9 protein-coding genes are annotated in these 13,389 nt (G+C 60.9%); all 9 read left to right on the top strand.

The window, feature by feature from the left end:
* Positions 1-5 precede the first annotated feature (5 nt).
* The 9 genes from mraY (at position 6) to ACP3RB_RS05205 (ending at position 12,821) form a co-directional block, all read left to right on the top strand.
* Entirely contained in the window at positions 6-1,211 is a 1,206-nt protein-coding gene (gene mraY, locus ACP3RB_RS05245) for a phospho-N-acetylmuramoyl-pentapeptide-transferase (RefSeq protein WP_426698716.1), read from the top strand.
* A complete protein-coding gene (gene murD / locus ACP3RB_RS05240; protein ID WP_426698715.1) occupies positions 1,211-2,797 on the top strand; it encodes a UDP-N-acetylmuramoyl-L-alanine--D-glutamate ligase in 1,587 nt (528 codons plus the stop codon). The genes mraY and murD overlap by 1 nt, the downstream gene beginning before the upstream one ends.
* 149 nt (positions 2,798-2,946) lie before the next feature.
* Positions 2,947-5,124 carry an FtsW/RodA/SpoVE family cell cycle protein gene (locus ACP3RB_RS05235; RefSeq protein ID WP_426698714.1) on the top strand — a complete coding sequence of 726 codons (2,178 nt, stop codon included), beginning with the start codon at positions 2,947-2,949 and terminating at the stop codon, positions 5,122-5,124.
* Positions 5,125-5,334: 210 nt separating this feature from the next.
* Positions 5,335-6,435, top strand: a complete 1,101-nt coding sequence (gene murG, locus ACP3RB_RS05230) for an undecaprenyldiphospho-muramoylpentapeptide beta-N-acetylglucosaminyltransferase (RefSeq protein WP_426698713.1) — start codon at positions 5,335-5,337, stop codon at positions 6,433-6,435.
* Positions 6,435-7,934: a UDP-N-acetylmuramate--L-alanine ligase gene (murC, locus tag ACP3RB_RS05225; protein WP_426698712.1), complete on the top strand. Its 1,500-nt coding sequence runs from the start codon at positions 6,435-6,437 to the stop codon at positions 7,932-7,934. The genes murG and murC overlap by 1 nt, the downstream gene beginning before the upstream one ends.
* Before the next feature lie 9 nt (positions 7,935-7,943).
* Positions 7,944-9,557 (top strand): cell division protein FtsQ/DivIB, encoded by a 1,614-nt coding sequence (locus ACP3RB_RS05220; RefSeq protein ID WP_426698711.1) that lies wholly within the window; start codon positions 7,944-7,946, stop codon positions 9,555-9,557.
* Positions 9,558-9,753: 196 nt separating this feature from the next.
* A complete protein-coding gene (gene ftsZ / locus ACP3RB_RS05215; RefSeq protein ID WP_049354877.1) occupies positions 9,754-10,938 on the top strand; it encodes a cell division protein FtsZ in 1,185 nt (394 codons plus the stop codon).
* 149 nt (positions 10,939-11,087) lie between these two features.
* The gene (locus ACP3RB_RS05210) at positions 11,088-11,936 is read left to right on the top strand and encodes a polyphenol oxidase family protein (protein ID WP_426698710.1); all 849 of its coding nucleotides are present in this window, start codon (positions 11,088-11,090) and stop codon (positions 11,934-11,936) included.
* 51 nt (positions 11,937-11,987) lie between these two features.
* Positions 11,988-12,821: a YggS family pyridoxal phosphate-dependent enzyme gene (locus ACP3RB_RS05205; RefSeq protein WP_426698709.1), complete on the top strand. Its 834-nt coding sequence runs from the start codon at positions 11,988-11,990 to the stop codon at positions 12,819-12,821.
* Positions 12,822-13,389 lie beyond the last annotated feature (568 nt).

Raw genomic sequence — 13,389 nt, 5'->3', positions numbered from 1 at the left:
GCTTTATGATTACCGTGCTGATTGCTGGAATCTTCGGATTCCTCATCTCCCTCACCGCGCTGCCGGTGTTCATCAAGAAGATGAAGTCCCTCAAGCTTGGCCAGCTCATCCGTGAGGAAGGCCCGGCAGCCCACCAGTATAAGGCGGGCACCCCCACCATGGCGGGTCTGATTTTCATCCCCGCGGCGATTCTCGCCTACTTCTTGACCCTGGCGGTGAGCGCCCTGCTCTTCGGTACCGCACCGGTACCGACCGCTACCGCGTGGCTGACTATCGCCTTCACCCTGGGTATGCTCGGTGTGGGCGCGGCGGACGACATCATGAAGTTCCGCAATAAGGGCAATGAGGGTCTGACCGAGAAGCAGAAGACCATTGGTCTGCTGGCTGTGACCCTGCCTTTTGCGTACTTGGCGTTCCAGTTCCCGAACGAGTCGGGTGCTCGCCCGGCGTCGACCGCTATCTCTTTCGTACGTGACCTGCCCATCGACCTGTTCGCGGCGGGCGCGGTCTTCGGCAGCATCCTGATGGTTGCGTGGATTACCATCATTTCCCTGTCCGGTACGAACGCTGTGAACTTTACCGATGGTCTGGACGGCCTGGCTGGTGGCATCATGATGACCATCTTCTCCGGCTACCTGACCATCAGCATTTGGCAGTACGTGCACGCCTGCTCCGCTGGCGCCGGCACCGCCTGCTACGATGTGCGCGACCCCGGTTCGCTGGCGCTGATTGCCGCATCCCTGGTGGGTTCGCTGGCTGGCTTCCTCTGGTGGAACGTGTCGAAGGCACAGATCTTCATGGGTGACTCCGGCTCCCTGGCGCTCGGCGGCGCAATGGTTGCTTTCGCGCTGTTCACCCGCACCGAGCTGCTTCTGCTGGTCATCGCCCTGATTCCCGTGCTGGAAGTGTTCTCTGTGATCGTGCAGAAGTTCGTGTTCAAGACCAGCCGTAAGCGTTCGGTCGCAGCGGGGGAGAAGCCCCTGCACGCGCACCGCTACTTCCGTATGACCCCCTTCCACCACCACATGGAGAAGGTCGGCGTCAACGGCAAGTACTCAATTGATAAGCGAGGCATTGCCCCCGGTACCGTCAGCAGCGGCGAAGTGAACTCCGTGTTCCGCCTCTGGGTTGTCAACGCCCTCTGCGTGCTCGTTGCCCTGGCGCTGTTCTTCGGTGACTGGTTCTCGCAGACGTCTGGAGTGATTCACTAATGTCAACTAATGAACAGCCGGATGCCGCTCGCATTGAAGCGAACGCCGCCGCTATTGCGGTAAACCCGGTGTATGAGAACGAGCGCCTCGCGGAGCTAACTCACTGGGGTGCCCCCTGGGCTAACCTGCGCGTGGTCGTGGTGGGCATGGGCACCAGCGGCGACGCCGTGACCGATGTGCTCGCCCAGCTGGGTGTACATATCGTTGTCATCGACGGGGCAGATACCCCGGAGAAGCGTGAGCGCATCGAGATTTACAAGAACGCCTACGGCAATGTTGAGGGCCTGTTCGGGCCCGAGCACATGCGTGCACTGCCCCTGGTGGACGGTCAGGAACCCGAGCTCGTGGTGACCTCCCCGGGCGTGCGTCCCGACCACCCGGTCATGCTGGACGCTTATGAGCGTCGCATCCAGATTTGGGGCGATGTGGAGCTGGCGTGGCGCCTGAATGAGCGCAACGACCGCCTGACCCCCAAGTGGCTGTGCCTGACCGGTACGAACGGTAAGACCACCACCGTGGGTATGGTTGATTCCATCCTGAAGGCCGCCGGTAAGAAGTCTATTCAGGTGGGTAACGTGGGCATGCCCATCGTGTACGCGATTGCCGACGATGAGCCCTACGAGTTCTTCGCGGTGGAGCTGTCCAGCTTCCAGCTGCACTGGACCTACTCGATGTCCCCGTACGCTTCGGTGGTTCTGAACATCGCTGAGGATCACGTGGACTGGCACGGCTCCTTCGACGCCTACAAGGCCGATAAGGCGCGCGTGTACGAGCACACTCAGGTCGCCTGCATCTTCAACACCGACCACGTAGACACCCTGCGCATGGTCGAGAATGCGGACGTCATTGAGGGCGCTCGCGCGATTGGCTTCAGCTCCACTGAGATGCCCGCCGTATCGATGCTCGGCCTGGCTGAGGACATCATGGTGGATCGCGCCTTCTTGAAGAACCGTTACAACGAGGCGTACGAGCTGGCGGTTCTGGAGGATTTGGCTCCGGCACCGGGTAAGATGCCGGCGAAGCACACCGTGGAGAACGCTCTGGCGGCTGCGGCTCTGTGCCGTGCGGCTGATATTGACCCGAAGGCTGTGGGCGCTGGCCTGCGTTCCTTCAAGACCGGTGCGCACCGTAACCAGCTGGTGGGCTACGCGAACGACATCATGTGGGTGAACGATTCGAAGGCTACGAATCCTCACGCCGCGAATGCGTCGATGAGCGGCTACCCGTCTCTGGTATGGATTGCTGGCGGCCTGTCGAAGGGTGTTGAGTACGATGAGCTGATTGCTGCTCATGCTCAGCGCCTGAAGGCTGTGCTGATTATCGGTACTGATACTGCGGCGTTGAAGTCTGCGTTGGCTAACCACGCTCCGCAGGTTCCGACCTACAATATGACCGCCGCTGTGGCTGATTCTTCGGACGGCATTGCCGTGATGAACGCGGCCGTTGCGAAGGCTGCTGAGCTGGCGCATCCGGGCGATACCGTGCTGATGGCTCCCGCGTCTGCGTCGATGGACCAGTTCAAGAATTATGCGGTGCGCGGTGATGCGTTTGCGAACGCTGTTGCCGCCCAGCTGGCAGACTCTTAGGACGTTGCTTGCAGGGGGCGTCTCGGGTGACCGGGGTGCTTTTTGCGGGTTCTTCTCGGGGGTGGGATGGTAATGGTGTCCCACCCCTGAACCTTTTTCGTGTAGTCGCCACGACGGATCCGTGGCAGTTGAGGCCTATAGGAGGGCATGTGAGTACCAGCGTATCTTCGGAGCGTTCGGCTTCTTCGGCGCGTTCGACCGCGAGTGGTCGTTGGGCGTCTTTGCGAGCCGGTTGGGAGGATTTCTCTGCGCCGTTCCGTACTCGTGCCGATAGGCTGTACCGTCGTGGTTTGAAGGCTGACCTGTGGGATGTGCCGGTGATGCTGCTGGTCACCACCTTGGGTCTGGCTATTTTTGGCTGCATTATGGTGCTGTCGGCGTCGAGCGTCACCATGATTTCTCAGGGCCAGTCGCCGTTCTCGCAGGTTTCGTCGCAGGTCATGTTCTTGGTGCTTGGCGTGATTGCGATGGCGGGTATTACGCGTATCCCTGTGGGTGTTTATCACAAGGAGTTTGTGGTGAACGCGATGCTGATTGCCGCGTTGGTCATGCAGCTTGCTGTGGTGGTTGTTGGCGTTGAGGTGAACGGTAACCGTAACTGGTTGAAATTCCCCGGCGGCGTGCAGATTCAGCCGTCGGAGTTTTCGAAGCTGGCGATTATTATGTGGCTGGCGTGGGTGTATAGCCGCCACGGCGATATTTCTCGCAGTATTTGGCGTACGCTGTTTCCCTCGATTTATGGTGTGGGTGCCCTGGTGTTGCTGATTATGCTCGGCGGCGATATGGGTACCGCCATGGTGTACGGCTTCATCTTTGTGGGCATGATGTGGCTGGCGGGTGCTTCTCGCAGCTCGCTGCTGAAAATTGGCGGCGCGTTTGCGGCGTTGGCGCTGGTGGGCGTTCTCAGTAGCGCGAACCGTGTGGCTCGTATTTTCGGTGTTTGGGGCTCGTGCACGAACGCTAACTGTGACCAGGCGAATTCTGGTGAGGTGGCGCTGACGACCGGCGGCTTCTTGGGTGTTGGCTTGGGCCAGTCGCGTCAGAAGTACAACTACTTGGCTGAGGCGCATAACGACTATATTTTCGCCATTATTGGTGAGGAGCTGGGCCTGCTGGGTACGCTGGCGGTTCTGCTGCTGTATGCGGGCCTGGTGTATTGTGCGGTTCGTATTATGTTGCGCACTACTGACCCGCTGGTGCGTTTGGCTACGGGCGGCATCATGATTTGGCTGAGCTCTCAGGCGATTATCAATATGGGCATGGTGTCCCGTATTTTGCCGGTGATTGGTGTGCCTCTGCCGTTTGTCTCCTATGGTGGTTCGTCGCTGTTGTCTTCGTTGTTTGCGGCGGGTTTGTTGTTGGCGTTTGCGCGGCAGACTCCGTTGCGTGGCGCGACGGCACCGTCGAATATTGAGACCCAGAGCGTGCGTGAGGTTCGTCGTGCGAATGCTGATTGGCATCGTCGTACGCCGTTGCAGATTGTGCTGAATCAGGAGGAGGCAGCTCGTGCGGCTGCCGGTGGCCACCTGCTGAAGGAACATAATCCTTTGAAGGTTGTTTTTGGTCCGGAGAGCACGTTGCGCCGCTGGTTGGGTTTTGCGCCGGATCAGCAGCGTGAGTTGGCTCGTATGGCTCGGGAGCAGGAGAAGGAGCAGGAGCGTCAGGCTCGTGAGCAGCAGAAGGAGCAGGCTCGTCTGGCTCGTGAGGAAGCTGCCCGCGTGAAGGCGGAGCAGAAGGCCGCAGCTCAGAAGCAGAAAACCGAGGCTCAGAAGCAGAGGACTGAAGCTCAGAAGCAGAAGGCCTCGCAGAAGCCTGCACCGACGGTGGCAGCGCCGAAGAAGGCTTCCGCTCAGCCTCGTACCGGTCAGCAGGCTCGTGCTGCTCAGAAGCAGACCGCTCAGAAGGTGAGTGCTGCGAAGCCTGCGGGCCAGAAGCCCGCCGCACAGAAGCAAGCGGCGCCGAAGCAGACTGTACAGCAGAGCCCCGCTCAGCCTCGTACCGCTCAGCAGCCTGCCGCGCAGAAGCGAGTGCAGCAGCCTCGCGGTGCCCAGCCTCGTAGCGCCCAGCACCGTCCGTCGGGTTCGCTACCTGCGGGTCTGCAGCCGCTGCATCCTGAGGATCGTCAGCGCCGCGCGCAGCGACAGGGTAATCCTCGCCAGGGTGCTCAGCGTCAGGCAACGCCGCGACAGGGCGCTCAGTCAAGGGGTGCTCAGTCAAGGGGTGCTCAGGCAAAGGGCGCTCCGAAGAACGGCACTCAGCAGGCGCAGCGTCCGGCTCAGGGGGCGGCTCGGAACTCCGCTCAGCGCAACACTCGCCAGCAGGGCTAAGCCCCGCGGAACCCATTCCGTGAAGCCTGTGCTGCGGGGGCTGGCAGTCGGGGGAGAGGGTTGCGGTTCTTGCCTCCGCCCGTGATGTGTATGTGCTGAATATGAGATAACGCCCTCGCTATTGAGTTGTGGCTCAATGGCGGGGGCGCTCTTTTGAACAGGTGCGATAGCGTAAAATGATGCTGTACCGATGTGTTGGGAGAAAGACCTATGACGAAGAAGGCGCCCTCTATAGTCTTCGCCGGTGGTGGCACCGCCGGTCATATTAATCCGATGCTCGCGATTGCGCGTGCGGTTCGTGATCTTGAACCGAACGCTAAGATTCTGATGCTGGGCACTGCGGACAAGATGGAAGCCGAGCTGGTTCCGGCAGCTGGTTTCGATATTGAGTTCATTCCTCGTGCGGCGTTCCCTCGTAGCATTAACCGTGCCGCCTTGGCTTTCCCCGCTAAGTTCTTTGGTGGCCTGTCGAAGACCCGCCGCATCCTCAAGGACGTAGATGCGGACGTGGTTGTTGGCGTGGGTGGTTACGTGTGCCCGCCGGCGTACCTGTCGGCGTTGAGCGCTAAGATTCCCGTGGTGATTCATGAGGCGAACGCGAAGCCCGGTTTGGCGAACCGCCTGGGTGGTACGTTCGCGAAGTTCACCGGTGTTGCGTTCCCCAATACTCCGTTCCCGCGCGCGACCCTGGTGGGTATGCCGATGAAGGATGAGATTGCCTACCTGAACCGTGAGGCGCACCGTTCGAAGGCTCGCCGCAACCTGGGTCTGGACCCGCAGAAGCCGACCGTGATTGTGACCGGTGGTTCGCTGGGTGCGCAGAGCCTGAACAATGCGGTGGCGGCGTGCCGTGACCACTTTGCGGAGTGGGACTTCCAGATTCTGCATATTACCGGTAAGGGTAAGGCTGTTCTGGATAAGAATGGTGAGCCGTTGAGCGCGCCGAATTACCGTCAGATTGAGTTCAGCAATGGCATGCAGGATGTGTACGCTGCCGCTGATCTTCTGCTGGTGCGTTCGGGCGCGGCGACCGTCAGTGAGGTTGCTGCGGTGGGTGTTCCCGCGATTTTTGTGCCGCTTCCCATTGGTAATGGTGAGCAGGCTCTGAATGCTCGTTCTCTGGTGGAGGCGTCTGCGGCTCTGCTGGTGAAGGATGCAGAGGTCACCGGTGAGTGGTTTGCCCGTGAGATTCCGGCTCTTATGGCGAACCCGGAGGAGCTGGAGCGTATGGGCGCTGCGGCGTATGAACTTGGTATCCGTGACGCGGCGCGCGTTATGGCTGAAGCAGTATTGAAGGCAGCTGAGAAGTAATGACTGAATTGATGAATCTTGAGATGGTGTTGCCGGCACCGCTGAACCCGCCGTTCCCTGAGCGCGCGAAGATGAGCAAGTTGGGCCGTGTGCACTTCATCGGTATTGGTGGCGCGGGTATGAGCGCTATTGCCGCTCTGATGCTGCAGGCTGGTGTGACGGTGAGCGGTTCTGACCGTGCCGAGTCGGCTGCTGTTGAGTCTTTGCGTGCTGCGGGTGCTCGTGTGGGTGTTCCTCAGCAGGCTGAGAACATTGTGGACGTTGATACCGTGGTGATTTCTACTGCGATTCGTGAGGATAACCCGGAGCTTGTTGCCGCTCGCGCGCAGGGTCTGCGTGTGCTGCACCGTTCTGAGGCGCTTGCCGCTGTGATGGGTGAGTCTCAGGTGGTTGCTGTTGCCGGTACTCACGGTAAGAGCACGACCAGCTCCATGATTTCTGTGATGTTTGATCAGCTGGGTGCGGAGCCTTCCTTTGCGGTGGGTACTGTGATCGCTGGTCGCGGCACGAACGCTCACTTGGGTGCTCAGGGTCCGGAGTCGATTTTTGTGGCTGAGGCTGATGAATCGGACGGCTCGTTTGTGCGTTACCGCCCGGCTATTGCGGTGGTGACGAATGTTGAGCCGGACCACCTGGACTTCTATGAGACGGATGAGCGTGTCTTTGAGGCGTTCAACCGTTTTGTGGCTTCGCTGGCACCTAACGGTGTTGTGGTGACCTGCGCTGATGATGAGGGTGCGGCGACTTTGGCGGCTCGTTCTCGTGCGGCGGGTGTGCCCGTGGTGACCTACGGTGAGTCTGAGGATGCTGACCTGCGCATTAGCGAGATTACCAGCGCTGGTTCTTCCTCATCGTCGCACCTGTCCTGGTCTTTTGAATGCCGCGGAGTGCGTTATGAGGGTGAGCAGGATCTTGCGCTGAAGGTGCCCGGTATCCATAACCAGCTGAACGCTTCGGCTGCTTTTATCTCGGCGCTCATTTCTGGTTACGAGGCTGCCGATATTGTTCGTGCGCTGGCTGAGTTTGTGGGCGCTGACCGCCGCTTCACCCTGCGCGGTGAGGTTGCTGGCGTGAAGGTCTTTGACGATTACGCGCACCACCCGACCGAGGTGTTCCGTGCCCTGGAGACCGGCCGTACCGTGGCTGACGGCCATAACCTGTACGTGATTTTCCAGCCGCACCTGTTCTCTCGTACTCGTGAGTTCGCGAAGGAGTTTGCGGAGGCCCTGTCGATGGCTGACCGCGCTCATGTGCTGGATATTTACCCGGCTCGTGAGCTGCCGATTGAGGGCGTGACCAGCGAGCTGATTACCGGTGCTGGTTTCTCTGAGGTTCGTTACGCTACGGCTGAGGGCGCGATTGAGGATATTGTGGCTTGCGCTCAGCCCGGCGATATCGTGATGACTGTTGGTGCTGGCGACGTGACTGCTTTGGGTGCGCGTCTGCTGGAGTCCCTGGAGATCCGTCACGGTGGCGAGTCGAAGAAGTCGGAGGCTTAGGCTGTGCCGATGAGTTCTGGTCTCTCTTCGGAGGGGCATTCCTCCTCGCGCGCGCCGAAGGCTCCGCGTTCGCGTGCTCGCCTGCGTGCCCAGCAGGCACCTGAGAATGTGCAGACTGAGGTGGCACCGGCTGAGGCGGTACAGCCTAAGTCCGTGCAGCCTCAGGTAGCTCAGCCTCAGGCGGCAAAGACCGCAGAGGCTGCCGAATCTGTAAAACCTGCAGCATCCGCTCAGCCTGCCTCTTCTGGGGTATCTGCCGGCTCTGCCGCTACTCAGTCTTCGAGCTCCGTTCGACACATGCCGCGTAAGCCTGTGGTGCATAAGGCGTCTTCTCAGCACGGTACTGATTCTGCGGCTTCCAAGAGCGCTGCGGCGGTTCATTCTTCGGCGCAGTCTTTGAAGGATTCGGTGCGTTCGGCGCTGATGACCGGTCGTACCGTGTCTGAGGTTGAGCACGCTCCCGTGCTGTTTGATGTTGAGGCGTTTGAGGATTCTTCGTCTAAGACTGCATCTGCTAAGACTGCATCTGCTCAGGTCGCGTCCTCGCAGTCGGAGAAGAGCGTAGGCAAGGATAGCGATAAGGGTTCTGACAAGAAGTCGGTGTCCACCGCGGGCAAGGCGTCTGCTGGTTCTGCTGGTTCTGCTGAATCTCGCCGCGAAGAGTCTGCCGCTCCGAAGGCTGAAGAAAGCGTCGATAAGGCGGGGGAGAAGGCTGCTGAAGAGCCTCGCCCCGCGAGCCGTTTTGGTCGTTGGCGTGCTGAGCGTGAGCAGCAGCGTGCCGCGGAGATTGAGAAGGAGCGCGAGCGTGCGAGCCGTCAGGCTCAGCGTGAGCGTCTGCGTCAGGATCCGGGCTTGGACGGTCTGCGTGCTGAGGAACGCTCCCGTAAGGAGCGTGCGCCTCTGACCCGTGCCCGTAAGCTGCTGTACACCGCTTCGGCGCTGGCTATTATTGCGGTGCTGTACGTGGTGCTGGTCTTCTTCTCGCCCCTGTTGGCGACTCAGAAGATTACGGTGCGCGGCGCATCCCTACTGGAGACCACTCAGGTGGAGCAGAAGCTTGAGCCTCTGCGCGGCGTTCCGCTCACTCGCATCGATGAGAAGAAGGTGCGTGAGCTGCTCGGGCAGGATAATGTGATTCGTAGCGTGCAGGTGGAGAGCCGTCCGCCGCATGAGCTGGTGGTGACTCTGAAGGAGCGTACCGCGGTTGCGGTTGTGAAGCAGGGCGATACGTACCATACTGTTGATAGCGATGGTGTGAGCCTTCTGGAGTCGGCAACTCAGCCCGATACGTCGGTGCCGCTGGTTCGTTTCAGCGGTGATGACCCGCAGACTTCGGCTGAGTTCCGCACTATTTCTACCGCGCTTTCGGCGATGCCCTCTGAGCTTCTAGCTCAGGTTAAGGAAGCCAGCGCGACCTCAACCTCAAGTATCACTCTAACCTTGAGGGATAATACTACGGTGCAGTGGGGAACCGCTGAAGAGAGTGAGTTGAAGGCTAAGGTCCTGCTCTCCCTGCGCCAGGCTATTGCTAAGCGTGCCCAGGAGGAGACCTCCTCCGAGGCACAGACGCAGAAGGTGACCGTCTATGACGTGTCTGCCCCGCGCGTACCGGTGACCCGTTAGGGGAACCATTCAGGCGCTTTATCCTCCCTTTTTGTGTGAAATCCGCAAAAAGAGGGGGTAATTGCGCTGTGTGACTAGGAACCGACAAAAACAGTTTGGTATCCTAGCAGATAAAGTCATTCTTTAGAGGAAACCTTCAGGCTTAGATTAAGCTGCGGGTCTTCCGAAGCTGGAACACGGAACAATCGAGGAATACATGGACGCTGGAACTCCCCAGAACTACTTGGCAGTCATCAAGGTCGTTGGTATCGGCGGCGGTGGCGTCAACGCAGTCAACCGCATGATTGAGGTTGGTCTGCGCGGCGTTGAGTTCATTGCTATCAACACTGACGCTCAGGCTCTGCTGATGTCCGATGCAGACGTTAAGCTGGACGTTGGTCGTGAGCTGACCCGCGGTCTTGGCGCGGGCGCAAACCCCGAGGTTGGCCGTCAGGCAGCCGAGGATCACGCGCAGGAAATTGAGGAAGTCCTCAAGGGCGCAGACATGGTCTTTGTGACCGCAGGTGAGGGCGGTGGCACCGGTACCGGTGGCGCACCGGTCGTGGCACGTATTGCCCGCTCCCTCGGCGCTCTGACCATTGGTGTGGTGACCCGCCCCTTCACCTTCGAGGGTCGTCGCCGCTCCAACCAGGCTGAGACCGGTATCGCTGCTCTGCGCGATGAGGTTGATACCCTGATCGTTATTCCGAACGACCGACTGCTGTCGATTTCGGATCGCAACGTCTCCATGCTGGACGCATTCAAGTCCGCTGACCAGGTTCTGCTCTCCGGTGTGCAGGGCATTACCGACCTGATCACCACCCCCGGCCTGATCAACCTTGACTTCGCCGACGTTAAGTCCGTCATGCAGGGTGCAGGTTCGGCTCTGATGGGTATCGGCTCGGCATCCGGTGAGGACCGCGCAGTGAAGGCAGCAGAGCTGGCTATCGCATCGCCGCTGCTGGAAGCATCCATCGACGGTGCACACGGCGTTCTGCTGTCCATTCAGGGTGGCTCCGACCTGGGTCTGTTCGAGATCAACGAGGCTGCACGCCTGGTTCAGGAAGTGGCTCACCCCGACGCAAACATCATCTTCGGTGCTGTTATTGACGACGCACTGGGCGATGAGGCTCGCGTGACCGTGATTGCTGCTGGCTTCGACGCAGTGAACCCGGAGACCAACTCCAACGCTTCTACCGCTGCTGCTACTCAGGCTCAGCGCACCCAGGCATCCTTCGGCGGTTCCACCGCTGCTCCGGCTGCTAACGGCTACGGCTACAACGCACCCGCTGCTGCTCCGGCTTCCACCGGCGCTGCTGGCTTCGACGTTGACCTTCCCCCGGTTGTGGAGGAAGCTCCGGCTCGCCGCGACACCCTGGATGTCCCTGACTTCCTGAAGTAGTCTGCCCGGCTGTGAACGCCTAGGCGTTGCACGGCTGAGAGTCTTATGAAGCTATAGGGGAGCTGAGAAACACGCACTTTGTGCGGTTCTCGGCTCCCCTTTGCTATACCCGCCGTTATACCTGCTGACATCTGATGAAGGAATAGACGATGAGCGAAACTCCCAAAACTCCGCTACTTGCCTCAGCCGACACTCGCACCCTGGGCTCCTGGCGTGTGCGGGTGGGGTTCACATCCCGTGCGGCGGGCAACCTGGGCCTGCACGTGGACGATGAGCTCGGTGGCGGTATGGACGCCTCCCTGGTACGCACCCTCAACCACCGTGCGGCCCTGGAGGAGGCGTTGGGTACTGAGCCGTTCTTCTACCTGAACCAGGTGCACGGCGTGCAGATTGCCTACCCGGAAGACTACGAAGTGGAATCCTACGCGCCCGGTGCCCCGCAGGAGCGCACCGCGGAACGTGCCCGCGCGGTGCTGGAGAACTCCCCGGTCGCCGATGCGGCGATTAGCACCGAGGGCGTGCCCCTGGCGATTATGGTGGCGGACTGCATTCCCGTGGTGCTGGTGGGTGAGCGGGTCGCGAACTGGCAACCGATCCTGGCGGTGGCTCACGCTGGCCGCCGCGGCCTGCTTGACGGCGTGCTCCAGCAGACCGTGGCTCGTATGCGTCAGCTCGGCGCGGAGAAAATTACCGCGTGGTTGGGGCCGAGCATTTGCGGTAGCTGCTACGAGGTACCCGAGGCGATGCGCACTGAGTCTACCGAGCTGATTCCGCAGGTGCATTCGGTGACCAGCCAGCAGACCCCCGGACTGGATCTACCCGCCGGTGCCCGAGCGGTGCTGGAAGAGGCGGGCGTGCAGGTGAGCATGGACTGCGCCCAGTGCACGTTTGAGGAGCCGGAGGTGTATTCGCATCGCGGGTTCACGAACCGCGGTGAGAAGCCGGGCCGTATCGCGGGTCTGGTGTGGCTTGAGAAGCTGACGGAGCCTGCCGCGTAGAGCTGCTAAAGACAAAGCCGCTAAAGATAGAGAGCCGCTGAAGGAGAGAAGATGCCTGAAATGAACACAGAAGAGAATCTGCAGTACACTCCCGAACGTGCCGAGCAGCTGTTGCAGAACTATCGCCGCGTGCTTGAGCGTATCCGCGCCGCAGAGCAGGACCATAGCGCGGTGCGTACCGAGGCGAGCGCCCCGGTGCAGCTGGTGACGGTCACGAAGTTCTTCCCCGCCTCCGACGCGGCGGCGCTGCTGGATGGGGGAGTGTCCCTCTTCGGCGAGAACCGCGACCAGGAGGCGAGCGCGAAGGCTCGTGAGCTCGCCGCCTACTGCGCCCAGCGTGAGGTGCAGCCCCCGCACTGGGCGTTTATCGGTCAGCTGCAGACGAATAAGGCGAAATCCGTGGTCAAGTACGCCTCCAGTGTGCATTCGGTGGACCGCCCCTCCTTGGCGGACGCGCTGGCGAAGGCGTACACGAACCAGCTCTCCCGTTTTGAGGCGGGGGAGGCGCCCGCACCCGCCGCGGCGGAGCAGGGTGCGCTGACCTGCCTGGTGCAGGTGTCCCTGGCGGAGGTCGCGACGGCTGGGCACGCTGCCGAGGGCGCGCGCGGCGGTACGAGTGCATCCGAACTGCTGGAGCTGGTGGAGCGCATCGAGAACCACGAGCACCTGCGTTGCGGCGGTGTGATGGCGGTAGCGCCGCTGGGCATGAACCCGGACGAGGCGTTCGAGAAGCTCTACGGTTTGGCGTCGCTGGTGCGTGAGCAGGTGCCGCACGCGACCGAGATTTCCGCCGGCATGAGCGGCGACCTGGAGGCGGCGGTGCGTTGGGGCTCGACCTGCGTGCGCGTGGGTAGCGACATTATGGGTAAGCGCCCGGCGCTCTAGGCCCTATTCAACCGCGGCCCTTCAGAGGCTATAGTTCCGGGTCTGCATTCGGTGGCATAATCATCGGCGCCCTGACCGCCCGCGCGGGGTGGGCGCTGGTAATATATACATGCCGGTGCATGACGTACCGTCACGCACACACACCTTCTGATGAAGCACCACGGCAGACCCTGTACACCACAAGCAAAGAACAGCGAGAGAATCATGGCGAAACAAAGCCGTCTGGCGGGTTTCCTCGGCCTGGAACGATACCAGGACGCCGAGGCGACGCCGGAAGAATCCCCGCAGGCTGTGCAGGCTGACACCCGCAGGGAGGCAACCGCCTCCGCAGGGCAGGCTGCTACAGCACAGAAGACCGAGGGCCCTAACCGGCTCTCAGCACTGCCCGGCTCGGCACAGTACAGCAACAGCGCAGTCGAGCCGCAGAGCGAAACCTACCACCAGCAGGACGAACCCGCCTATACTGAACAGGAAGAGTACCTGCAGGCTGATAGCTACGATGACGGTACAGAAACCGAGTATCTGGACGCAGAAGAACCTGCCGACGGACGAGCAACCGTAGATGCAG

Origin of the sequence: Rothia mucilaginosa (assembly GCF_049990865.1) — a bacterium.
Lineage (GTDB): Bacteria > Actinomycetota > Actinomycetes > Actinomycetales > Micrococcaceae > Rothia > Rothia mucilaginosa_I.
This window is presented reverse-complemented; position numbering and strand designations above follow the sequence as displayed.

What these genes read in the sequence shown, in the direction of transcription:
- mraY (WP_426698716.1), top strand. Translation starts at nt 6, where the DNA reads ATGATTACCGTGCTGATTGCTGGAATCTTCGGATTCCTCATCTCCCTC.
- murG (WP_426698713.1), top strand. Translation starts at nt 5,335, where the DNA reads ATGACGAAGAAGGCGCCCTCTATAGTCTTCGCCGGTGGTGGCACCGCC.
- murD (WP_426698715.1), top strand. Translation starts at nt 1,211, where the DNA reads ATGTCAACTAATGAACAGCCGGATGCCGCTCGCATTGAAGCGAACGCC.
- ACP3RB_RS05205 (WP_426698709.1), top strand. Translation starts at nt 11,988, where the DNA reads ATGCCTGAAATGAACACAGAAGAGAATCTGCAGTACACTCCCGAACGT.
- ACP3RB_RS05220 (WP_426698711.1), top strand. Translation starts at nt 7,944, where the DNA reads ATGAGTTCTGGTCTCTCTTCGGAGGGGCATTCCTCCTCGCGCGCGCCG.
- ftsZ (WP_049354877.1), top strand. Translation starts at nt 9,754, where the DNA reads ATGGACGCTGGAACTCCCCAGAACTACTTGGCAGTCATCAAGGTCGTT.
- murC (WP_426698712.1), top strand. Translation starts at nt 6,435, where the DNA reads ATGACTGAATTGATGAATCTTGAGATGGTGTTGCCGGCACCGCTGAAC.
- ACP3RB_RS05210 (WP_426698710.1), top strand. Translation starts at nt 11,088, where the DNA reads ATGAGCGAAACTCCCAAAACTCCGCTACTTGCCTCAGCCGACACTCGC.